The sequence below is a fragment of the Verrucomicrobiia bacterium genome, from assembly GCA_035489575.1.
GTDB lineage: Bacteria > Patescibacteriota > Saccharimonadia > Saccharimonadales > JAGQNK01 > DATHJY01.
Genome location: DATHJY010000014.1, coordinates 1 through 23215 on the forward strand (window position 1 = coordinate 1; position 23215 = coordinate 23215).

A 23215-nucleotide genomic window follows, 5' to 3' on the forward strand; every position below is an offset into this window, starting at 1 on the left:
CTATCGTCTACCCAAACAAAAACATCTACGATATGCTGTTTTTGTAGAGCACGCATGCTTTTCTCCTTGTTTGTTTTAGTCGATTAACAGGAGAAAGTGTAGCGTGCTTTATTTGTTGGGGCTAATTCGTGATTGGGGTCAACAACCCTTGATAGGATCGGTATTTATGTTACAGTAAGCCGCATGTTTGGAGACAAGGGCAAGAAAAACTTTGAGCGCTGTGAGCACAAGGAAGTTACCTTTCAGCGTATTGGCAATACTCAGCGTCAGATTATAGTCAGGGCAGTACTCGACTGTCCACGCACACAGGATACTAATCTCAATATTGACGTCCGGGCAGACGGTGAAGTCGATGAATACGGATTCGATGGTCCAGGCGTTCAAACCTGGGGCATAGATGGTGGGGGTGACATCAGGGCATATAAGTCACCCGCCGACGCCCAAGACCACCTGGGCCGAGCCGCTGGCCGGATGGCATGCGCAAATTGTCCCTACCCCAAAATGTCCCGCCTGGAAGTGTCAAAGGCACGTGCCGAAAGAGCCGAAGAACTCCGTGACGTTGCCGTTTATGATAAGCGACGCCTTGCGGCAGAAGTAGTTCGCAGGGAAGCGCTTGGTGAGGTGGAAGAACTCACCCGAAAACTAGAGCTTCCCCCATTCGACGACACGATATAACTTTTATGGGAGGCTAGGCATGACTAGGACTTGGCAGGAGCTTTTAATGAAGAACAAACTAATCGATGCCGTAGCGCTGGTTTGGCTACTAACGCTCGTAGGAAAGTTCTACACGTACTTTTTTGAGGTAGGCTATTTAAACTATTTTGGCATACCGTATCAGACGGTGCGTGTTGGTACTGAAAGCTACATTGCATTTGCGATTGCAGTGGTTTTTACCCTGCTCAGTTTGACTGCCTTCGGCACCGTATGGCTTTTCCTGCACTTCTATGCAATTTTGCAAGAAGTCTTGTTTGAGAAGGTTGGAGTTGTAATTTTGTACTGTTGGGTGACTCTTTTGACCAGCATGGCATTCATGCCCCTGCTCGCCTATTACAGGGACTTCTCTTGGGGAAAGTTTTTGCATGTCTTTTATATTGCCGCCCTATTGCTTGTCTTTAGTGGCCTGACGACATGGCTCGTAGCGCACTCATTTCCGCAGCTTCGAAGCATTATACAGAAATTCAAACTAGCAGCCCTCGGGCTTGTGTTTGCCTTTTCTGGCATAGGCTGGGCCCTATACCTTGGAAACTGGCTTGCCAGCACAGAGTCAACTTTCAGAAAGGTCGGCAGCAATCAGATTGTTGTGCGGCAATACGACAATATGCTTGTTTCGGCCGAAGTACATGACCAAAAACTAACAGGTAAGTATCATTACGACCCCACTGATCGCGTTGGCTCCTTTGAAGTTGTGAGCATGCAAAACCTCTCACGCCCAAATCAGTAGGTGTAAGATTGGGGCATGGAAGACCACAAGAAGCGGCCTACACAACGCGAGGAACAGACACCTGATTTCGAACGTTTCATGGAATATGGGCAGGGGCGCATGAAGCGTGATGAATACGGCGAGGCGGCCTCTTGGTTTGTCTGGGCCTATGTTGAAGCAACCAAAGCACCACCCGACCTACAGGGTGCAGCCGCTGCGGCAGTAGGAGCAGCCGAAGCGCAGTCCCTGACAGAAAGAACAGAAGACGCGGAGCGATGGCAGGAGATTGCAGCTGCCTGCCTGCGGCAATTAGAGTGAGCCTCCCCTACTGTGATTCGGCTCTAAGCTGATATCCCGGGCCTAAATCTACACTGGCCGGAGGAATAGCCTCGCTAGGCATATACGCCTCAGGGTCCTTTGCGGGTTCTATATATTCTTTAGCTGGCGTGGTGGTATTTGTTGCTGCTTCATCGTCCCCTATTCGTGGTCGCCCAATAAGTGTACCGCTGCCATCCAGGTACGTCGGGTGGTATCGGATTAGGTGCCCTTCTTTATTCATAACGACCTCAATCACGACAAAGAGATCACCATTCTCGCCCCTGGCCAAGCCACGGGCTATCCACGCAGGTTTGCCCGCGCCTGGGAGCCCTTTGCGCTCAGTCTTGAGGCCCTTCATTTTTATATCGCCGCACGCGAGGCCACTATTTGCCCGGGCATTCTCTTGGAGGCATCCCTGCCTAAGATACTGCTCTGCTCTATGGGGCATCCGGAACATGTTCAAAGCCGCTCCCATCCGCCCATGAGAATAGACAGATGGAGAAGCAGACAAAAGGCAGAATAGTGCAAACCCTACCATGTTTTGCCATCGGCGGCGCTTAGGCAGAAGTTTAAGAAAACCAGCAAAATAAGGGTCTTTCATACAACTCCTTAAGTAAAATAACTTTGCACATTATATAATATTGCAAGCTTTTTAGCAATATATACTGTGGACGAATTATATTTTTTGTGTTATTATACCTCTGTAAACTAAAAACTACTCGGAGTCACAAGGTATGGCAACAGCACATCCTAAGTATTATCAGATTCAGCCCAAGAAATTGTTCTGGCTGAGCGCCATAACATTTAACCTATACGAAATATATTGGTTCTACAAAAACTGGCAAGCCATAAAAGAAGCCGAACACTCCGATATCAGGCTCGTTTGGCGAGCCATATTTGCCGTCTTTTTTGTAAACTCACTCTTCAAAAAAATAGCTACAGACCTCAAACTAACACAGTTGGGGCGCTATACACGGATTAACGAAGACAGGGATTAACGAAGGATTAACGAAGACAGTCTTCTATAGGAAGGATTAACGAAGACAGTCTTCTATAGGTGTTAATTCATGTCAATCGTCAGCAAGCTGATACTTAACTTCCTCAAGTATATCTTTGTTCTCTTGATAATCGCGCAGAAACGCAAGATAATCTTCGCGACTTTTGAACTCAGACAAAACCTCGCTAAGTGATAGCCACCCTGGGCACTGCTCGCTAAAAACAAAACGCAGGCTTGAATAGCTATATGTCTGCCAGCGACGCGGATTCATGTGTATGTATCGCGAGATGTGGGTTAGGTAGCCATCGTTGTCGATTCGCTTTGCTTTATAGCGACTCTCAAACACTGAGCCTACGTGACGATATTTTAGGTTGAAGTATTTGCTGTAGCTTGTCATTAAGCTGCTCATGAGTTTTCGGAGTGATTGCGCATCGTCGGTCTGGTAGATCAACAAATGGATATGGTTAGTCATAAGACAGTACGACAATAGTTTGATATTGACGCTGTAGTTTGGATATACGACGCCTGTCTTGCTTGTTGCTTTCTGGTCAGAAAGGTATCTTTTAAAAAGTGACAGGAAGTAATGATAATCTTTTGCTTCTAGAAATATCTTTTGCTTGTTAGCGCCACGGGTGTAGACGTGATAATACGAATGTGGGGCATATTCTTTGATGGTGTTTTTCTGAGGCATACGACTAGAATAACAAAATGTGACACGTTTTTCTATCTGTTAGAAGACAGTCTTCGTTATCGTTCGTTATCGCCTTCGTTATCGTTATCTTGTTATCCTTCGTTATCGAATCGTTAAATAAAATGGTAAAAGATATCTTTTCCCTCTTAAGTTATTTTAATTTCAAAGCTGAGATCTTCACCATCGCCGCCCTTGAAATTAATGTGATTGCTTTTGATATAGTCGATTTTCAAATACAAAGCATGCATACCAGGCTTGACATGGAAGTCTTTCCTTTCGTTATCAGCGATTGTACCGATCTTTTTACCATCTACTAACACTTCGTAGTTACGAAGACTATCGGCATAACCGGAGTCTCGTTTAATGCATATCTTCATAATTCTCTATTCTACTTGAGTTACGAAGCTTATCCTCTTCCTGGAGACTGCCTGATCATCAGCATGGCATGTATTTCGCAATCTACTAATCCCTAACCTTTACCTGTAGTGGTCTTCTTCTTTTCTTTTAGAAGTACCCAGTAAACTAGAGCATAAGTTATAGCAGTCATATTAAGTAAGCTAAAGATAAATACCGCCCCTATTTCACGAATAGTTCCAGCTATCGCAACACCACCTACAATATTTATCAAGAAAGACAGTAGGATACTAGTTACAAATTTTCCCACTTTAGTCTTATCAACTTCATACTTAGGTTTATTATCACGAAGATACGATTTCATAGAAAGGTATACAAATCCAGTTTTATAGGACACGGCAAATACAGAGACCCATATTATAACGACCGAAATTATAGCTAATTCCATTTAGACTTCTCCTCTTATCATATTTATCTTAACCCATTGAGATACATATAAGAATCGTACACGGAGGACATATCGTCATAGTCGCTGCTTCCCTGAGTTAGTACATACGCCGTGGCGCCCGTTCCTAGACCACCAATACAAGAGTATGCAACACCGCTGCCATGCTTGGTCCGGCTGCGGCTCCCAGTGTTACTATGGATGCCACGGCTCCAGTCATAAATACCGCACCGCTTGATCCAACACAGCCCGTGCCAGCCGCAAAAGCAACGCCCTTTGCGTGTTGCATCAAAGACTTACCAGTAGTTGGTTTGGTTATGCCATTTAATACCCCAGTAACCTTCGAAATAGCACTCCTGGTATCCCGCACCTTCGGAAGCGTAAGTTGCTGTCTCGGTGTAGCCACAGCCGCAATCTTCGGCGTAGCCACCCGTGCTGGTGCTGTGTACGGAACAGGTAGTGTCATACCTATCGCTGCGGCTACTACCCTGCTGAGACCTGCCGCAGAGCCGCTGCCACACAAGATGCATAGGTTGTTAAAGAGGGGTATCTGAGAAGCACCGCTGAAATCAATCATGTTTATTGGGTCAGGTGGATAGATGTAATCATTGGCGTTGCCTCCGGGGATGGGGTCTACCTGAGTAAATCTTCCTAGGACTGCTAGGTAGACTCTAGCTCCCATTTGGATTGGTGCAAGTGATAAGTCTTTTTCGGTTATTTTTTGGTGGCTACCTGCCCAACCGAAGGTTGAACTTTGGGTGGTGTTGTTGGGATAGGTTGTGCTGATCTTATTGCCGAAGGGGTCGTAGCGGAAGGTGCCGGTGAGGGTGCCGGAGGCATCTGTTGTTGCCATTATGCTCCCATGCATGTTGGGGAGTGAGTAGACTTTGTTGGTGTTGCCGGTTTGGCCTGGACGGATGGTGAGCAAGACACCCCCAGCCAGCGATAGGTATTTCTCTGTTATATCCCAGCTGGCATTGCGTACAAAGCTGGCCGAACCTGAACCGGTAAAGCCGTACCATTCCTGGCTGGTGATATTCCAGTTCCAGTTGGATATAGTATCTGTCTCGCGGTAGATCACACGATTGGCAACGTCACGGCTGTAGTAGCTTGCGCTTCCGTTGCCACTAGCAGGAGCAATCTGTGTGAGGCCCCAGTTACGATCTGAGGAGTCGTAGAGGAGTTGCAGTGGTGTGGCGCCTGAACCTAGAGATGTCATATTGCCGTGGGCGTCGTATTGGGCATTGTTGGTGAGGGGGTCAGAGCTACTGATGAGGCGATCTGCGTAGTCGTAGCAGTAGGTGGTTGTGGAGCCATTGATTGTTTGGGATGTGCGGTTGCTGTTTTTGCCGGAGTTGGCATTGGTTCCACCGGCGCAGGAGCCGGACTGGGCGCCAAAGCCATAGGCGTATGTGTTGCTGCCTATAGTGGCATTTGTCAGGCGACCGGCTTTGTCATAGGTATAGGATTTGGCTTGGCCATTCTCTGTGCCAGAGACTATTTGCCCGCTTTGGCTGCGGGTAACGGTATCGCTTGCCATGATATTTTGGCTGCCCGCGTTTGTGGCATATAGTTCTGTGTCGTCCATGATGAGCCAGCCTACGTCCGACACGATATGGAAGACTGTTGCATGCGTGGCATCTGCGGGTGTGGTTAAGCTGAGGCCTCTGGAGGAACGTCCTCTTATCCCCTATCCAAAAGACCCCATATAATCAAGCTTGGGATAAATACAGTAAGTATAATCAACTGCAAAACTTCATTCATATGATGGGGTGAAATCCTCTAGCGCTTTCGCGCTTTCTGATTTACCTTTTTCTTGAGAAGCACCCAATAAACTAGACTATAGGCGATGAAGGCTGTGTTCAGCAAACTGAACACTATTACGGCCGCTATTTCGCGTAGATCTTGAACTATCAGAAAGCCATATAGAATATTTAACAAGAATGTTGCAAGCATAATCTTTGCAAATCGTCCTGTTTTATTATTGTCAACCTCGTACTTTGGCTGATCGTCTCGAAGGTGAGATTGAACTGAGAAGGCTATAAAGCCAGTTTTATATGAGGCGCTGATGATAGAAGCCAGCCCGACTATGGCAGTACTGATAACCAAAACAATTCCTGCATTCTCCATCATTAGCCTTTCTATTTAACTTACCTATATCTTAGATCATAACCGTCGTAGATCCCAGAAGCATCGATGGAGCCTCCTTCGCTTCCTTGAGTTAAGCCATAGACAACCACCCCACCTACGGCCCCTTTAACGCAAGCACCCACAATCGCTACACCACTCGCAGGTGCGGCAGCACCCCAAGTAAAGATGGTTAAGGCGGCCCCTGTGATGAATACTCCACCACTTGAAGCGACACAGCCAACACCCGCCGCACGAGCCGCCCCTCCAATATGCTGCATGGCAGACTTACCTCCCCGCGGTCGTTGATCTGAACGCGGAGGATTAGGTGGACCATTAGATAGTACCTTAACAGGAGAACTGTACACCTTAGCCAAACCCAACGCAGGCTTTGCTGCCGGTGCCACAGCCCTCAGTGCCGCTGCCCGTGCAGGTGCTCTGTACGGAACAGGCAGTGTCATACCTATCGCTGCGGCTACTGCCCTGTTCAGAACTGCCGTGGAGCCACTGCCACACAAGATGCACTGATTATTAAAGAGGGGTATGGACGATTCGGAGGCACCACTGAAATCAAACATGTTTATCGGATCAGGTGGATAGATGTAATCATTGGCGTTGCCTCCGGGGATGGGGTCTACCTGAGTAAATCTTCCGAGGACTGAGAGGTAGACTCTGGCTCCCATTTGGATTGGTGCAAGGGATAAGTCTTTTTCGGTGATCTTTTGGTGGGCGCCGGCGTAGCCTAATGTGGCGCCGGCGTAGGTGTTGTCCGGGAACGAGGTGCTAACCTTGTTGCCGAATGGGTCGTAGCGGAAGGTGCCAGTGAGTGTTCCAGCTGCATCCGTGGTGGCCATAACACTCCCGTGCATGTTGGGTAATGAGTAGACCTTATTAGCGTTGCCGGTCTGCCCCGGGCGAATAGTCACCAGAACGCCTCCAGCCAACGATAGATATTTCTCTGTTATATCCCAGTTGGCGTTGCGGACAAGGCTTGCGGCATCGCCAGAACCAATAAAGCCGTACCACTGTTGGTTGGTGAGGGCCCAGTTCCAAGCTGAAATAGTGTCTGTTTCGCGGTAGGTAATACGGTTGGCCACGTCGCGGCTGTAGTAGCTGGCGTTTCCGTTTCCTGCTGATGTTGTTTGCTGGAACCCCCAGTTGCGATCCGAGGAGTCATAGAACATCTGGAGTGGAGATGTACCCGAGCCTATGGAGGTGGTATTGCCGTGGCTATCGTATTGAGCGGCGTTGGCGAGTGGGTCCGAGCTACTGATAAGTTTGTCTGCGTAGTCGTAGCAATAGGTGGTGGTTTGGCCGTTGATTGTCTGGGTGGTTCGGTTACTGTTCTTGCCGGAGTTTGTGTTTGTTGCCGATGCACATGAGCCGTTCTGAGCGCCGAAGCCGTAGGCATAGGTATTGCTGCCTATGGTGGCATTTGTGAGGCGGCCGGCTTTGTCGTAGGTATAGGATTTGGTCTGGCCATTCTCTGTGCCGGATATAACCCTTCCGCTTTGGCTTCTCGTGACAGAATCACTGGCTATGATGTTCTGGCTGCCGGTTTGGCTGCTTACGTACAGTTCGGCATCGTCTACCATCAGCCAGCCCACGCCGGCAACTATGTGAAACACCGTTGCTTGTACGGCTGTAGCTGGTGTAGTGAAGCTTTGAGTGGACTGCGTCCAGTTACTGCTGGTGTTTATATTGCCAAGCCATTCGTATGTGACGCTCTGATTTTGGTGAGTATACTGGACCACTGCTTCGGTTTGAATATTGGAACGGTAGTAATCTTTGAAGGTGTAAGATGTATTGCCCACGACGGAGACAGGGTCAAAGTACCATTTGGCGTCCCCGTCAGTATAGTTGGTGATTTCTGTTTTAACACTGCGGCTGCCTGTATAGCCCTCGTTGAGATAGGTGAAGTTAGCTGTGTTGGTCCCCCAAGCACTATGCTGCCAACCCTCGGGTTTGTCTGGGTCACTGCCAGAGACTTGCTCGACCGAGGCATTTGGAATGATATTACTGCCTGGGGTTTGCCCGCCGCCCTGGTGGTACGTTTGGCTGTTGGTCCTGCCTAGTGCATCGCGTCCGATGACCATCTTTTGACCGCCAGCATTGGGATATTCAACTGCCTGCGTGCGACTGTATTGGTCGTAAGAGACAATGGCGTATGTGACGTTGTCTAATTTCTGCTGGGTGAGACGGTTGTAGTTGTCGTAGCCTGTTTCCCTATGAGGCTATTACTTTTTCCGGAACAGAAGTACTAGTAGATATACTAGTACGATGTAAACCCCAAGCTGCATAATAAATGAGAGCATCTCAACAAAGAATGGAGGTGGTCCAAGTAATGAGCTGAAGATTTGATATGCCAGACCAAGAAGAATAAGCAGTGTGTTGGCTATCGCGATGACCAAAAAACGAGGACTGTAGATCTTTTTGTATAGCCCGTAACTTGGTGTACCTTTATATTTATCCGCAGCTGGTATGTGCTTAACTCTTACGCAAATCAGATAAATCGTAAAGGCTGTGAACCCGGACGCTATTAAGACATTTAGGTATGAGACCTGCATGGATAAGTCCCTAAACCTACTTCATTAGGCTGCCCGACAATATCAGGGCCAGCCCTATAATAATCCCTGGGATAATAATCGCCCACAACCTTTTCGCTCTATTGCTGTCAGGAAACACATGGAAGAGCATTCCCATTACGAGCAGTAATCCACCGACCACGAACCCTAAACCAAGTAAAATCATCTCTTGTGCTGTTTCCATCAATTAAGCCCTCAACTCTCCTTTATTATTAAAAAGTGACTAATCCTTTAAGCACTCCAACCGTACCGCCTAACACATACCCGATGTCACCACCCATTTGTGTGCCAGCTGCACATGCAACACCCGTTAAAAGTATCGTTCCGCCGAACGAGAGGGCAGAGCCATATATAGCCGCACCCCCACTAAGCATACACCCTGCTCCATAGCCGACAATCTGACCATTGTCAGCATAGTCTCTCCCGGTATCAAGTACACGACTGACGCGATCATGAGTTGTGGGGTACGGTCTTTCATTTGGGTCACCGGCTCTCAATGTGGGCGAGATCGGGCCCAGAGGTATTCCTTGTATCTTAGGAAGTGTTAACGTAGGCCGTGCTGGTGCCGATGATGTCACTGCCCGAGGCGTAGCCACCCGTGCTGGTGCCCGGTACGGAACAGGTAAAGGTATGCCAACTGCTGCGGCCACTGCCCTATTGAGACTTGCGATAGGACCACTGCCACATAAGTAGCACAGATTATTAAATATGGGTATTTCGGCAGCGGCACCACTGAAATCAATCATATTGATGGGATCGGCAGGATAGATGTAGTCATTGGCGTTGCCTCCGGGGATGGGGTCTATTTGGGCGAAGCGGCCGAGGGTTGGGAAGTAGACTCTGGCTCCCATTTGGATGGGGGCGAGGGTGAGGTCTTTCTCGGTTATTTTTTGGTGGGAGCCCGCCCAGCCTAAGGTGGCGCCGGCGTAGGTGTTGTCCGGGAATGAGGTGCTAACCTTGTTGCCGAAGGGATCGTAGCGGAAGGTGCCGGTCAGGGTGCCAGATGCGTCGGTGGTGGCCATAACGCTGCCGTGCATGTTGGGCAGTGAATAGACTTTGTTGGCGTTGCCGGTTTGTCCTGGGCGGATGGTTACCAGGACACCGCCAGCCAGGGACAAGTATTTCTCGGTTATGTCCCAATTGGCGTTGCGCACAAAGCTTGCGGCATCTCCGGAGCCAGTGAAGCCGTACCACTGTTGGTTAGTGAGGGTCCAGTTCCAAGCTGAAATAGTGTCTGTTTCGCGGTAGGTGATGCGACTTGCCACGTCACGACTGTAGTAGCTGGCAGTGCCGTTGCCTGCGGCTGTAGTCTGCTGGAAGCCCCAGTTGCGATCCGAGGAGTCATAGAACATCTGGAGTGGAGATGTACCCGAGCCTATGGAGGTAGTATTGCCATGCGCGTCGTATTGGGCAGCATTCGTGAGCGGGTCAGAGCTGCCGATGAGCTTGTCGGCATAGTCGTAGCAGTAGGTGGTAGTGACGCTATTGATTGTCTGGGCGGTGCGGTTGCTGTTTTTGCCAGAGCTTGCATTGGTGCCGGATGCACAGGAGCCACTTTGAGTACCGAAGCCATAGGTGTAGGTGTTGGCACCTAGTGTCGCTGCGGTCAGACGGCTGGCTTTGTCGTAGGTGTAGGATTTGGTTTGACCGTTTTCGATGCCAGAGACTATGCGCCCGCTTTGGCTGCGAGTCACGATATCACTTGCCATGATGGTCTGGCTGCCCGAGTTTGTAGCGTACAATTCTGCATCATCCACGATGAGCCAGCCGACATTAGCCACTAGATGGAATACCGTTGCCTGTACCGCAGTTGCTGGTGTAGTAAAGCTGAGATCGCTTTGCGTCCAGTTACTGCTGGCGTTTATGTTGCCAAGCGATTGGTAGCTGACACTCTGATTTTGGTGCGTGTACTGCACGACTGCTTCGGTTGTGATGTTCGATTTGTAGTAGTCCTTGAATGTATAGGTGGTATTACCCAAAACAGCTACTGGATCGAAATACCACTTGGCGTCACCATCGGTATGGCTAGTGATTTCTGTTTTGACGCTGTGATTCGTGGTGTAGCCTTCATTGAGGTATGTGAAGTTCGCTGTGTTTGTACCCCAAGCACTGTGCTGCCAACTCTCAGGCTTATTGGGATCGCTGCCCGACACCTGCTCTACCGAAGGGTTGGAGATCACGTTACTACCTGGTGTTTGGGAGCCGCCTGCGTAGTATGTTTTTCCGCTTGGCCTACCAAGCGCATCACGGCTAACTACCATCTTTTGGCTAGAGGCATTGGGATATTCAACTGACTGCGTGCGGCTGTATTGATCGTACGAGACAACGGCATACGTCACATTGTCCAACTTCTGCTGAGTGAGCCGATTGTAGGTGTCGTAAACAAATGATTCCACACCCAAGGGGCTGGTGCGGCTAGACATGCGGCCGAGACTATCATAGCCGGTCCACGTTTCGTTCCACTGGGCGTCGTGATACCAAATGGTCCGACCAAGCAGGTCTACTTGCGTCACAATCGAGCCGCTGGCGTCCTCTGCGCCGGTATAGGTTGGGTCGCCCCAAACAGCGTAGTTATTTGTGGCGGTGCGTCCGGGTTCGGACCCGAAAGCCGAAATGGCTGTCTGTGCCGGCCGGCCGCGGGTGTCATAGCTTGTGCAGGTCCAGCCGTCGTTATTAGTGCGCGTGGCAACTATTCTGCCCGCATCGTCATAGACTACCTCGCCGACACGTCCGGGTGTGGTGCCATTGTCTGGACTGGCCCCGGTAGTGAGCTTGAGCATACCGGCCTGCTTGAAGGCCTCGGTGGTACTAGTTGTGCAGGGATTATCGCGAGTTTCGGTGGCACCATAGTAGGTATAGGAGGTGGCCGGATTAGTAGACGAATCGCCAGGCCGGCTCTTGCTGGTTGGCCGCAAGTAGCTGCCGGTGGCACCTTGCTGTTCATAGGTAGCAGTTGAGGTAAGGTTCAGTCCTGTTGGATCTGCGGTTGCGCTCTGCGGCAAACCTAGCTCTGGTGTGGATCCGTAGTTTACGGTAGCAGTACTATCCCCGACCGTACTGTCGTAAGTTTTGGTGCTGGTCGTCAGGCCGTAGCCCGGTTTGAGGTAGCTGGACCAGTCGGTGGTCCAGGTAAAGCCACCGGCTTGCTGCATTGATACGGTCAGTGGCGTAGTGGCACCGGTGGTACGATAACCATCAATCCGGACACGCGTGGCAGCACCGCCAGCCACGGTAAAGCTACCACCCGACAGACCCGGCCACACAACTCCATCCCATTTATCTACTACCAGGATATCGTCTACCCATACGCGAATGCCGTCTGACGGAACCAGCCAGTAGGTGCCGGTAGGGAGCCGCAGTTTACCGGTGGCACTAAAGCCAACCCCCTGCATGCCAGAGCTGGCGGTTATAGGTATCTGGGCGGTCGTGGCATCTATCAGCCCGGGGCTGGTGGTGTTGATGCCAGTGGTATGCAGTTTGGGTGCACCAAACAAAGTGCCGCTGGGGTTGCCGGTGGGTTTGGAGTAGTCGTACCAGGCCACTGCCGGGCCTATCATTCCTTCTTCGTAGCCAACCTGACTATGCGGTACTTGAGCAAGGTAGCTGGTGAGCGGCTTGCGGTCTGCGCCAAACCACGCAGCCGGCGCTGGGCCATAACTGTCTACTGGACGATCTTCATCATCGTAAATTGTTGTGCCCTTAAGTCCAGTAGGGTCCAGACTGCTGAGTAGTAGGTCTTTTGCCGGATCCCACTCAGCCTTGCTGGATAGGTTGCTTATATCTGTTGCCTCAATGGTACGGAACAGGCTGTCGTACTTGATACGGCGGCTAAAACCGTGCGGCTCTGCGGCGCCTACCACGTGCTGTTTGGTCATGCCTTCGTAACCGGGGATTGTGCTGCCATTTCCGTCTACATAACTTTCTGCGCCTGGCAGATATTCGATGGTGTGCTGCAGGCGACTCGCGTTCGTAGTTGGTGCCGGTTGCGTGACACTGGTAGCCCGCCCCAGGATATCGTATGCAATCTGTGTTTTGACGTTATCGTCATTTGCTCGTACTTCGGCTGCAATTGCATCATTGGCAAGTGCACTACGCATACCCACCAGCCGGTAGCCGATCGGCTGACTGGCGGCATTATTTACTACCTCGTATTGGTAATCAGCCATCTGATTTCCGGGCTGAGCGATACGTGCCAATTGACCGTCAATATAGTAGAAATATGTTGCGCGGCTGTCATTGGTCTTGACCGCGCAGATCATGCCGGCGGGTGCGTTTGCGTCGAAGCCGGATGGGGCGCTGCCACAGTCGCTTTGGCCGCTGTAGTATACGGTGGCGGTACGCGACGGGTCTACGCTGTCTTTTATACGATACAGATGCGTTGGCCCACCATTGAGACTGCCGTATTCGTATTGCAAAGCGGCGGGTTTGCGGTCATCTACCGCACTGGTCACGGATGTCAGTGTGCCGTCTATTCCGAATACATAGGTTCGGCCGTCGACGTCCTGCAGAGTAAAAGTGCCGTCGGCATTGCGCACCAGTTGGCCGTCTTCATTGACTGGTGGCTTATAACCGCTGCCAGTCGAGGTGTATTCGTGGGTGGCGCCCGTAGAATCTGTGAGGACCACGCTATTTTGGTTGGCCTTGAGGCGGTCGTAGCTGAGGTTGCCGTCTGGATCTAGTCCCAGACTCCAACCGTTCGGCAGTACCTGTGCCTGCGGTGACAGCCAGTCACTGGGCACGATCTGCTGCGGCACATTGGCATCAGTGCTTTTAGCCCAGAGTTCAAAGCTTGCAAATGCTACCTGATCGAAGTATTCAATCGTTATGCGAGTCGGTGTATTTGCGGTTAGCACGTATCCGGTCCCCCAGCCGGGCGTTGCCGGTGCACCATGCGGCGTCCAGTCGTTGTAGACCGTAGTGCTGGTATCGAGCATTATCTTCACTCCATCGTCACTCCTCGAACCGAAAGTATAGGTGCCTGTAGTTGGCACAGTGACGTAGCCGTGCCAGCGCACTAAGAAGTCTTTGGGACCGTTGGCGACCGGAGCATCCTCCTTCCAGTCAAAACCAAGGTATGGATCGGTGCGCTCCATAACTTTTGGATTACCGGCAGAGAACGTATTGGTGCCATCCAGCCGCGCAAAGTATTCACCAATCAGCCCGCGCTGGTTGGGCAGTTGCCTGACGCCCGTCTGCAGCCAGGATTGCGGCACCTTCATGCCAGACGTACTCACCACGCCCTTTACCCACAACTCGGCAGAGGCACTGCCGCTTCCTTCCCGATAATCCATTTGCATGGGCACGATCTGGCCTGCTGTCAGGTTGACGGCAGTGCCATATTGGCTACCGCATGTTGTCCAGCTGTTAAGGACCTGCTGACTATTCACCCAGACACTGCAGCCATCATCAGCGGCAGCGCCAAACTGGTACGAGCCCGTTTGTGGGGCAACAAAGTAGCCCTTCCAGCGCACCGTGAAGCTATCTGCGCTCACACCTGACGCCGGTGCACCAGTATCCCACGCGAAGTCTATATTTTGGTCTACTCGCGTTACCGCTGGGGCACCCGTAAAGTTATTGTCATCCCAATATTGCCCAACGAGGCCATTTCGAGATTTGAGCGGCGAGTTGTAGTCCAAGCTCACACCCAAACTACCGCCCAAGGCTGACGATGTGTGGCTACTGGCGCTAGTGGTGACATTGCCGGTGGCCAGGTCTACGTCTACCGGACCCAGGTTATCATAGGTTTGAGTCTGGTCTTTGCCGGTGCGCATGTCTACGCGAAACGGCACGGCCGTGCCCCATTGGCTAGTTAATGGAATACTGTGATCATGGCTGCGGGATCGAACATAATAGGTAGAGCCGTCTTGCAAAATACCATCCGGCACGGTCCATTGGCGTGAATACGATTTACCAGAGGCGATCAACGCGCCAGACCCATCAGGACCGCCGCTGACCTGAAACTCGTATTGTAAAGGTGTGCTGCCATTTGGATTTGAAACTTCGTTTGCCCTAAATGAGGGCTGCGGATCTACATACACCTGGTTAGGTGTCGGTGTCTCAATGGAGGGAGCCACCAGTGAGCCGTCGTAGGTGAAGGTAACGCGGCTGTAATCGGAGTCAAAGTTTTTAAATGAATGGCCCGTATCATCCTCGCCCATAAGCATGAGCCACCCGGAAAGATTGCCAGCAGCAACCAGGTGTTGGTAAATGCCAGTAACGTTGATATCGCCCGAGCCAGCCAGCCCGTTGCTAGCTATCCCCAAATCGCCGGTGACACAGCCAATATTGGTTAGGCATGGCGCGTACCCCACGTCAAAAGTATGCCAGCCCCAGTCGCCTGTCCAGTAGCTTTCACTGGAACGCTGGACCAAGTGCAACGTGGCATTGACGAGCGTATTGCCATTAGTAGCAGCCTGGCTGTACGGCGCATGAAAGGCTCCCCGCCAGGCCCTGGGTGTTCCGTCGGGATCATTCAGCGTTCCGGCATGAAGACCGCAGACATTGGAATAACAAACACTCCCATCGTCTTTGAATGACACATAACTGCCGCCAAAGCTGCTGATAATGTACGGGTCTATCACCGCCGGGAAAGCCTTATCCGGAAGGTTCTTCAGGTATTCTCTGTCCACAGACAGCGTCACAATACCGTCCTGATATGTCTGGCCAAACACTTTCTGGTCACTGACGAACCCAAAGTTATTGAGGATGAGGTTGGGTGGCGCTATCCCGAACTCGTCACCAAATGCGCCTTTGATGACATAGGCTGGTCCATCTTTTTTGTCACTTTTTTGTTTTTCTAGGCTGGCACCCAGCATTCTGAACGACACCTGGTGGGTGGCGTTTTTGTCTTTGATAATAATATTTTCTTTGACCGCCGCGGACTCAACCGTGTATTCCACATTCACGCCAGGCCACAAGTCATAGTAATGGACAGTCTGTCTGCCCTCGTTGTTGGTGGTGATAACCGGGGCGACCTTTTTGGCGCCGATTGGTTCAAAGCCGATTTGGTCATTGCCTTTCTTTATGCGGAGCAAGCCGTCTTTGGCATCGCTCGGGGCAAACCGAGCCTGCCAGTCGTTGTCTTTGACCTGGAAGGTTTTTTCTTCTGTCACCGCTGACCGGACCTGTCCCCAGGCGCGACCTAGAAAGTTGTCGGCATCACCAGCGTTTTTATCTTCTATCAGTTTGGTATCAATCACCTCCCACTTGCCTGCTTTTTGGAAGTGCTTTGGGGTAAAGGAGTGTTCTTCGGTGATAGTGCCGTCCTGGTTCACGGTTGTTGAAGAGGTAGCTGTACGCTTGCCGACCACCTCCCCTGGTTTTGGCTTTGGGGTGTCTGTAATACCCTGGAGTGCCTCACCCATCAAAGCCCCTCCGGCCCTCTCCTTGGGTTGCAGTGGTTTTGCGTCTGCCGCGGCCTTCAGTTGCGAAGTGGTGGCCACCTCGCCCTTAGGATAGTCCTGCTTCATGGGCTTGTTGGCGTCGGCCGGAGCATCTTTTATATGAGGATTATCAGGATTGGGACGGTACAAGGCATACGCTGACGCGGTCGGAAGAATTGTCCCTACCAAAATACCCAGCAATAAAAACAGCGCAATGAAGCGCTGTTTTGTTACAAAGCCAAAGTTACATCTGCCGCGCATGCCCCCCAAGGTTACCTGCATCGCCGTCTCCGTAGTTAAGTATCTTAAGCGGATAGTACGGCTCGGGGAGCTCCCTGACAACAGTAACTTTTAGAATGTTTAAATTTGTTTTAATTTTGTTAGCTTAGTACAGGGCTGCGGCTTTGGGCATAGTAGAGCCTTTGAGCAGTGTTACTACTTCGTCGGCGTCTATGGTTTCTTTGTCTAGCAGTGCTTTCTTAACCGCTTCTAGTCCGTCTTTGTTCACCGACAGAACTTCGCGGGCGCGAGTGGCGGCCTCGCTGATCAGGCTTTCTACTTCATCGTCAATCAGCTTGGCAGTGTCGTCCGAATACTGTCGCTCATGGACCATACGCTCTATCATCATACCCTCTTCTACATGAAAGACTTGGTTGCGCAGCTTGCCGCTGCCCATACCTTGGTTGATGATCATATCGCGCGCTAGCTCGGCAGCTTTGGGCAGATCAGAACCGGCGCCGGTTGTGACGTGCTCTTTGCCGTAAATGAGCTCTTCGGCAATGCGCCCACCCAGCATGCGGGCCAATACGTCCTTGAATTCTATGATGCTGTGATAGCTCTTATCCTCTGGGGGAATAGCCCAGGTAACGCCGCCAGTGCCACCACGAGGAATGATGGTTACCTTATGGATAGGGTCACTGTCCGGCAGGACATGGCCAACCACGGCGTGTCCGGCCTCGTGATAGGCAGTCAGCTCTTTTTCTTTCTCGCTCATGACCTTGCTCTTGCGCTCGGGGCCAATAGCTACCTTTTCAAAGGCGTTGGTAACATCGTCTTGGGTAATCTCGTGGCGATTGTGCCGGGCGGCAATGATAGCCGCCTCGTTGGCAATATTAGACAGGTCAGCGCCAGATGAACCGGCAGACTTGGCAGCCAGAGCGTCTAGGTCAACATTTTTGGCCAGAGGCTTTTTGGCAAAGTGGACTTTTAGGATAGCTTCGCGATCTTTGCGGTCTGGCAGGCTGATGTTGACGCGGCGGTCAAAACGGCCAGGGCGCAGCAAGGCGGGGTCCAACACGTCAGAACGGTTGGTTGCCGCCAATACAATCACGTTGGTACCTTGTTCGAACCCGTCCATCTCTACCAGGATTTGGTTGAGAGTTTGTTCGCGTTCGTCGTGGCCACCACCCATACCACTACCACGGCGGCGACCGACGGCGTCGATCTCGTCGACAAAGATAATACAAGGGGCGTTCTTTTTAGCCTTGGCAAATAGGTCGCGGACGCGGCTGGCACCGACACCCACAAACATTTCCACAAACTCAGAACCAGAAATGCTAAAGAACGGCACGTTAGCCTCACCAGCCACAGCGCGGGCCAGCATGGTCTTGCCGGTACCCGGAGGGCCCACTAGCAACACGCCCTTGGGGATCTTGGCACCGACGGCCTCGAACTTCTTGGGGAACTTCAAGAATTCGACGACTTCCTGCAGATCAACCTTGGCCTCGTCTGTGCCAGCAATACTGCGGAAGGTTACTTTGTCTTTTTCGTTGCCGTACAGCCGGGCGCGGCTCTTGCCAAAACTTAGTGCCTGATTGCCTTGTCCCTGTGCACTGCGCAACATAAAGAACAAAATGAAACTAATAAAGACAACTGGCAGCAAGTTCAGACCAATGGTGGCCCAGGTGGCTCCAGCGTTAGATTCGGCCTCGTAAGTAACCGGGGTTTTGTCTGTGTCTAGACCTTCCTCTTTCAGGCCAACTTGGGGGTCTTTGCGGGATTCGATGGTGGGATCTTTTTGATCCTTCTTGGTTACTTTGATCGTGTCACCTTGGACAACAATCTTTTCGTATTTGCCGTCGTTGGCTTCTTGGACTACTTGTGTCAGGGGTTTCTTTTCTAGTTTGGGTGCAGACTGTCGGTAGTAGGACAGAATCAGCAAACTAAAAAGAATCACCAGCGCAATAAAACTGGCATTTTTCATACCTTTGCGTTTTGAGTTGCCACTTCCGGGTAAATTACGAAACGGTTTTTTGGGGTCCATTCAGTATCTCCTTTAGATTTGAAATGGGTGCAGCCTTTGAGGCTGCCCAGGTTCGGTCGGAACGAGTAGAACGGGAGCCACCATTTGCGAACAGGTGGCAGTGCGGACTCTACCCATAAATCTATTATACAGAGCGTTAAGCTTCCTTGCTAGCGGTCCCCACGGATGACTGCTAAAGCTTGAATTATCAACCAGAGAGAAACCGGGAAGAGCAGCCGGAATGCGAATTTACTTCGCATTCCGTGCGATGAGAAACCCAGAATGGGTGTCTCATTACCGACGTTTGAGTGCCAAGGAGTCCTTTGTAATGTGTAAAACATGTATTTTATCCACATCAGCCACCTGGCCGGGCGCGTATGTTTTGGCGGCCCGTACCAGTCGTTCCAGGGTCTTGCTGGTGATATCCGTCACCTGGTGACGTTGCAGCCACACCAGCATAACCTCTCGTGACACAGCATGCGGCAACATGATAAACCAGTGCCGGTTCAGCTCGCTCTGGCCCGGATGCAGGTGCAGGTAGTCGACCAACAGCTGCTCTAGTTCTTGCTGCACGGGACCCAGCTGGGTGATGTGGTGCAGGAGTTCTTGGCGCTGTGCGGCGGAAAACTTAGGAATAATATGCTGCCTGACATAGTTACGGGCGTAGCGCGTGTCGGCATTGGTGCTGTCCTCGCGCCACACCAGCCCTTGGTCCTTGGCATAGGCAACTAGATCTTTCTTGGGCACGTGCAGCAGTGGCCGCTCCAGTCCGGGCCGACTTCTCAGAGACACCAAGCCGCGTGGTCCAGTGCCACGCATGATATTCAGCACGGCTGTCTCTAGCAAATCATCCTGATGATGAGCGGTCACAATGGCCTGAGCACCGTGAGCCTCTTTGGCCCGACGCAGAAAGTCGTAACGAGCAACACGTGCCGTGTTTTCGCTAACACCCGGACCTAGCTGCGCTTCTTCGTACACAAAGGGGATAGCATGTTGCCTGGTCACATCCTGAATAAGCTGGCGATCTTCATGGGTATCGGGTCGAATACCATGGTCAAAATGAGCCACTACCATAGACACGTCTGGCTGTTGTCTGAGCATATCCAGCAAAGCCATCGAGTCCACACCGCCCGACACCGCCACCACGTACGTCCCTGGTTTCATCTGTAGCTTCACCCTATAATAATACTATGAGATCCTCTTATCCCCCGCCTCCAGGATGGCTCTCACTTAACAGAGGCAAGAAATAAAAGGACCTCACATGAAACACCTCTACTTTCTTCGACACGGCCAGAGTGCTAGCAATATTCATAATATTTATGACGGTGTATCAGACACACCCCTGACCGACCATGGTCGAGGCCAGGCCAAAAAAGCTGGGCAGGACGCCCTGTCCAATAAACTGCATGTGGATGTTATTGTGTGCTCACCCCTAGAACGAGCCAAAGAAACGGCAGAGATTTTTGCCACCCAAGTTGGCTATCCCCTAGACAAAATTATCGTGGATAAGCGGATGGTAGAACGTAACTTTGGAAAATTACAGGGACAGACCCGTCCGGGTAGCCGGCCGGAATATGCGACGCTAAAACACCATGATGTAGAAGACGATGACGAGATTGTAGAGCGGGCCCGCACCGTCCTAGATTGGCTAGAGACGCTGCCGCACGACGATATTATGGTTGTAAGTCATGGCAGCTTCGGTAGAGCCATGCGCAGCCTGGTACACAAAGACTTTCCCATGAGTCACCCCCATAGCTTGCCGAATGCCGAGATCCAGGAGTGGCTCTAAGAACCCATCCAAGAACACCACCCGAGCTACGTTGTGTTCGTGGCGCTTTAGCTCTTCCTTATATTTGCGTTCCGAAAGAGATAGACCCTCAACGGCAAACCGACTCAAGGCAACCCGGGCAAGCTCTTGCCTGCGGCGGAGCCCGGCCACATGCTCTTGCATCCATTCGCTCTTGGTTATGGACTTGATGTCCCGCGCCAGTGTGACTGCATCGTCTGATTCTACCCTGGCGCCAACACCCTGTACGTTGTAGGACCGGCGGGCGGCCGTCACCTCATGAGGTTTGGCGTGCAGCTGCTGCACGATTCGTCCTTCGCCCTCTTGGGCATGGGTCAGCTGCCATACATACGATGCCGCCCGCCCAGTGGTGGGCACCGCGCCCTCTGGCCACTTGGCGTCAAAAGCCAGGGTCATAAACCGAGCTGCTTGTTCCCCCCTGCCTACTGGCTCTTCTGAGTCAGCACTTATGCCATACTGAGCCACCATCCGTGGCTCTGCTGTTAGCAAATCAGAATGAACCAGCCAGAACCCCTCTGAGAAAAGATACGACTGGGTTTCTCTGCTGGCTACTGCTGGTGCTTGGTCATAAAAAAAGGGGCTCTCGGCCCCTTGTAAAGTTTCGGTTGATAGTTGTGGTGACGTATCTAGTATTGCCATACTAGATTCTTAGTATAACGCTTATGCCAAAATAATGTAAATCCTAGCTATAGCCATACCTTTTATGCTTTTATTAGACACATGTCAGAGACCGAAGCCCTTCCAACCCATGAAATCGTACAGCCGAATGATCGAGCGCTTATCTTAGATTTTGGCGCCCAATACCGCGATCTTATCTACTGGGAAATAGTCGAACAAGGTATCCGGGCCGATATCGTACCCGTCACTGCCAACACCCAGCTAGACATAGAGAGTATCACCAGCAACTACAAGGCGGTGGTTCTGTCTGGCAGCAACAAGAGTGTCAACGATGCCGACGCCCCAACAATACCCACCGAACTACTGGATGGACGAATCCCCACCATGGGTATCTGCTACGGCGGCCAGCTAATCGCAAAAACCCTGGGTGGTGAAGTAGGCAAAAAAGAAGAAGACGGCCACCACCTGGGCGAGTACGGCGCCACCGATATCACCATCGACCCAGACTCTGTCGCCTTTTCTGGCCTGGGCAGGGTTACCAAAGCCCTGATGAGTCATGGCGATAGCATCCTAGAACTGCCGCCTGGCTTTAGGCAGATCGGCGATTCGCGCGGCATTGTCGCAGCCTTCGAGAGTCAGGACGGAAGAGTGTTCGGCACCCAGTTCCACCCAGAGGTAAATGACACCGAACAAGGGGTGGATATGTTCCGGCAATTCCTGCAAGAAACGGCCAACATAGCCCCAGACCCACACTACACCGAGGAAGTTGCGCTGGGCGAGTACCTACACAAGGAAGAAGCCAAGATAGCAGACATACTGGAAAGCGGGGGCGAGATCACCGGGCTCATCAGCGGTGGTGTCGACTCATCTGTTGTGGCCATGATGGCCAAGACAGTTGCCGAACGTCTGGGGCGGCTAGACCAACTGACCTTCTACTTTATAGATAACGGCCTGATGCGCACCGAGGACGAAGAGGTGGTGGATATGCTAGGCCGGTCAGGTATCCCCGTACAGAAGGTCGACGCCTCTGACCACTTCTTTCACGAACGTATCACCCTGATAGACAAAGAAACGGGCGAGGAGTATCTGGCTGGCCCGCTCATTAGCGAGGCAGACCCGCAGCTAAAAAGGCGTCTGATTGGCAAAGCGTTTATAGACATCAGCGAAGGCATCATGGCCCAGCGGCGCACCGAACGATCTGCCACACAGTATCTTTTGCAGGGCACCAACGCCGCAGACTTTGTAGAAAGCGGAGCCCACGGTGGTGACGTGATCAAGCATCATCATAACGTCACCCCAGAAACCGATGCCATGCGCACCTCCGGCCAGATCCTAGAGCCACTGCTGGGACTGTTCAAGCACCATGTCCGGTCCAGCGCCCGCGAGATGTACGGCCTGCCCGAAGAGCTTTCTGATCGTCAGCCGTTTCCCGGCCCTGGCCTGGGGCCCCGGATTGTTGCCAACCCAGAGGGTACGCTCAACAAACCAGAGAACTTCGAGCAGCTACAGGACAGATTAGACACCTTGTTGGGCGACGAAGTCCGCGGACATATCGTCTGTCTAAATACCGTTGGCAATAAGGGGGACGGCCGCAGCCTGACTAATCTGGTTGTCTTGGAAGGCGCCGCGCCGTGGGATCGTCTGGATGAGCTATCCCAGCAAATCACCGACAAATTCTCGGACGTAAACCGGGTGCTGTATGCGCCCGGGGTAACAATTGACCGAGCCCGAGTGGGCGGGGTCATCACCGACGTTACGCCACAAATCGCCAAGAACCTGAGGCGCATGGAAGAAATAAAGCGATCAGCCATGCACCGCGAAGACCTAGACCCCTACATTAGCCAACATTTTGTTGCCACACTGGGCTTTGACCTACTGGGCACAGGCCAGCCCACTCTGGCGCTGCGTCTGTTTATAACAGGCGACAAGCTTGCCGAAATGGCTCACCGCCGAGGCAAGGGCAGCAAAGAAGACTACATGACCGGTATTGCCGCTGTGCCTGGGGTGCATATTGACCAGGCAGGTTTTGACCGAGTTATGGCAGATCTGGACCAGTCACTCCGAGACCACGGCACACTGGTATACGACCTGACCGGCAAACCACCAGGCACCACAGAATACGAGTGAGCCTGACCCTAGCCAACAGGGACAAAACATGCTATATTGCAGCCTGTTGTAGCTACCCGTTGGCCAAACCAAGCAAACTTGTTTGCTGTTTGGACCACGGAA

The 23215-nt window shown here is 51.7% G+C and carries 17 protein-coding genes; 6 read left to right on the forward strand and 11 right to left on the reverse strand.

Annotated elements, in window-relative coordinates; all coding sequences use genetic code 11:
- The first annotated feature begins 183 nt into the window (after nt 1-183).
- The 3 genes from VK694_07610 to VK694_07620 are packed head-to-tail and all read left to right on the forward strand — an operon-like array spanning nt 184 to nt 1738.
- Nucleotides 184-675 (forward strand): hypothetical protein, encoded by a 492-nt coding sequence (locus tag VK694_07610; GenBank protein ID HTE58575.1) that lies wholly within the window; start codon nt 184-186, stop codon nt 673-675.
- A gap of 46 nt (nt 676-721) precedes the next feature.
- On the forward strand, nt 722-1441 hold the full coding sequence (locus VK694_07615; protein ID HTE58576.1) for a hypothetical protein: 720 nt from the start codon (nt 722-724) through the stop codon (nt 1439-1441).
- Nucleotides 1442-1456: 15 nt separating this feature from the next.
- Entirely contained in the window at nt 1457-1738 is a 282-nt protein-coding gene (locus tag VK694_07620; GenBank protein ID HTE58577.1) for a hypothetical protein, read from the forward strand.
- 7 nt (nt 1739-1745) lie between these two features.
- On the opposite strand, the gene VK694_07625 is transcribed toward VK694_07620, so the two are convergent.
- Nucleotides 1746-2096, reverse strand: a complete 351-nt coding sequence (locus tag VK694_07625; protein ID HTE58578.1) for a hypothetical protein — start codon at nt 2094-2096, stop codon at nt 1746-1748.
- 376 nt (nt 2097-2472) lie between these two features.
- Here VK694_07625 and VK694_07630 point away from each other — a divergent pair, with 376 nt between their 5' ends.
- The gene (locus VK694_07630) at nt 2473-2736 is read left to right on the forward strand and encodes a hypothetical protein (GenBank protein HTE58579.1); all 264 of its coding nucleotides are present in this window, start codon (nt 2473-2475) and stop codon (nt 2734-2736) included.
- Between the two features lie 72 nt (nt 2737-2808).
- Here VK694_07630 and VK694_07635 read toward each other — a convergent pair whose 3' ends face one another.
- From VK694_07635 to tilS, 10 genes are all read right to left on the reverse strand, one after another.
- On the reverse strand, nt 2809-3426 hold the full coding sequence (locus VK694_07635) for a transposase (protein HTE58580.1): 618 nt from the start codon (nt 3424-3426) through the stop codon (nt 2809-2811).
- A 146-nt stretch (nt 3427-3572) separates the two neighbouring features.
- Entirely contained in the window at nt 3573-3803 is a 231-nt protein-coding gene (locus VK694_07640) for a hypothetical protein (GenBank protein ID HTE58581.1), read from the reverse strand.
- A gap of 92 nt (nt 3804-3895) precedes the next feature.
- Nucleotides 3896-4228 carry a hypothetical protein gene (locus tag VK694_07645; GenBank protein ID HTE58582.1) on the reverse strand — a complete coding sequence of 111 codons (333 nt, stop codon included), beginning with the start codon at nt 4226-4228 and terminating at the stop codon, nt 3896-3898.
- A gap of 124 nt (nt 4229-4352) precedes the next feature.
- Nucleotides 4353-5813 carry an RHS repeat-associated core domain-containing protein gene (locus VK694_07650; GenBank protein ID HTE58583.1) on the reverse strand — a complete coding sequence of 487 codons (1461 nt, stop codon included), beginning with the start codon at nt 5811-5813 and terminating at the stop codon, nt 4353-4355.
- 194 nt (nt 5814-6007) lie between these two features.
- On the reverse strand, nt 6008-6355 hold the full coding sequence (locus VK694_07655) for a hypothetical protein (protein ID HTE58584.1): 348 nt from the start codon (nt 6353-6355) through the stop codon (nt 6008-6010).
- A 20-nt stretch (nt 6356-6375) separates the two neighbouring features.
- Complete coding sequence (locus tag VK694_07660) at nt 6376-8448, reverse strand: RHS repeat-associated core domain-containing protein (GenBank protein HTE58585.1); 2073 nt, start codon at nt 8446-8448, stop codon at nt 6376-6378.
- A 487-nt stretch (nt 8449-8935) separates the two neighbouring features.
- Complete coding sequence (locus VK694_07665) at nt 8936-9121, reverse strand: hypothetical protein (GenBank protein HTE58586.1); 186 nt, start codon at nt 9119-9121, stop codon at nt 8936-8938.
- Between the two features lie 28 nt (nt 9122-9149).
- Complete coding sequence (locus tag VK694_07670) at nt 9150-16601, reverse strand: PA14 domain-containing protein (GenBank protein HTE58587.1); 7452 nt, start codon at nt 16599-16601, stop codon at nt 9150-9152.
- A gap of 103 nt (nt 16602-16704) precedes the next feature.
- A complete protein-coding gene (ftsH, locus tag VK694_07675; protein ID HTE58588.1) occupies nt 16705-18582 on the reverse strand; it encodes an ATP-dependent zinc metalloprotease FtsH in 1878 nt (625 codons plus the stop codon).
- Nucleotides 18583-18855: 273 nt separating this feature from the next.
- Entirely contained in the window at nt 18856-19725 is an 870-nt protein-coding gene (gene tilS, locus VK694_07680) for a tRNA lysidine(34) synthetase TilS (GenBank protein HTE58589.1), read from the reverse strand.
- Nucleotides 19726-19822: 97 nt separating this feature from the next.
- Here tilS and VK694_07685 point away from each other — a divergent pair, with 97 nt between their 5' ends.
- Nucleotides 19823-20350: a histidine phosphatase family protein gene (locus VK694_07685; GenBank protein HTE58590.1), complete on the forward strand. Its 528-nt coding sequence runs from the start codon at nt 19823-19825 to the stop codon at nt 20348-20350.
- A gap of 738 nt (nt 20351-21088) precedes the next feature.
- The gene (locus VK694_07690; protein ID HTE58591.1) at nt 21089-23113 is read left to right on the forward strand and encodes a gamma-glutamyl-gamma-aminobutyrate hydrolase family protein; all 2025 of its coding nucleotides are present in this window, start codon (nt 21089-21091) and stop codon (nt 23111-23113) included.
- Nucleotides 23114-23215: the final 102 nt, after the last annotated feature.

What these genes read in the sequence shown, in the direction of transcription:
- VK694_07610 (HTE58575.1), top strand. Translation starts at nt 184, where the DNA reads ATGTTTGGAGACAAGGGCAAGAAAAACTTTGAGCGCTGTGAGCACAAG.
- VK694_07615 (HTE58576.1), top strand. Translation starts at nt 722, where the DNA reads ATGAAGAACAAACTAATCGATGCCGTAGCGCTGGTTTGGCTACTAACG.
- VK694_07620 (HTE58577.1), top strand. Translation starts at nt 1,457, where the DNA reads ATGGAAGACCACAAGAAGCGGCCTACACAACGCGAGGAACAGACACCT.
- VK694_07625 (HTE58578.1), bottom strand. Translation starts at nt 2,096, where the DNA reads ATGAAGGGCCTCAAGACTGAGCGCAAAGGGCTCCCAGGCGCGGGCAAA.
- VK694_07630 (HTE58579.1), top strand. Translation starts at nt 2,473, where the DNA reads ATGGCAACAGCACATCCTAAGTATTATCAGATTCAGCCCAAGAAATTG.
- VK694_07635 (HTE58580.1), bottom strand. Translation starts at nt 3,426, where the DNA reads ATGCCTCAGAAAAACACCATCAAAGAATATGCCCCACATTCGTATTAT.
- VK694_07640 (HTE58581.1), bottom strand. Translation starts at nt 3,803, where the DNA reads ATGAAGATATGCATTAAACGAGACTCCGGTTATGCCGATAGTCTTCGT.
- VK694_07645 (HTE58582.1), bottom strand. Translation starts at nt 4,228, where the DNA reads ATGGAATTAGCTATAATTTCGGTCGTTATAATATGGGTCTCTGTATTT.
- VK694_07650 (HTE58583.1), bottom strand. Translation starts at nt 5,813, where the DNA reads ATGGACGACACAGAACTATATGCCACAAACGCGGGCAGCCAAAATATC.
- VK694_07655 (HTE58584.1), bottom strand. Translation starts at nt 6,355, where the DNA reads ATGGAGAATGCAGGAATTGTTTTGGTTATCAGTACTGCCATAGTCGGG.
- VK694_07660 (HTE58585.1), bottom strand. Translation starts at nt 8,448, where the DNA reads ATGGTCATCGGACGCGATGCACTAGGCAGGACCAACAGCCAAACGTAC.
- VK694_07665 (HTE58586.1), bottom strand. Translation starts at nt 9,121, where the DNA reads ATGGAAACAGCACAAGAGATGATTTTACTTGGTTTAGGGTTCGTGGTC.
- VK694_07670 (HTE58587.1), bottom strand. Translation starts at nt 16,601, where the DNA reads ATGCAGGTAACCTTGGGGGGCATGCGCGGCAGATGTAACTTTGGCTTT.
- ftsH (HTE58588.1), bottom strand. Translation starts at nt 18,582, where the DNA reads ATGGACCCCAAAAAACCGTTTCGTAATTTACCCGGAAGTGGCAACTCA.
- tilS (HTE58589.1), bottom strand. Translation starts at nt 19,725, where the DNA reads ATGAAACCAGGGACGTACGTGGTGGCGGTGTCGGGCGGTGTGGACTCG.
- VK694_07685 (HTE58590.1), top strand. Translation starts at nt 19,823, where the DNA reads ATGAAACACCTCTACTTTCTTCGACACGGCCAGAGTGCTAGCAATATT.
- VK694_07690 (HTE58591.1), top strand. Translation starts at nt 21,089, where the DNA reads ATGTCAGAGACCGAAGCCCTTCCAACCCATGAAATCGTACAGCCGAAT.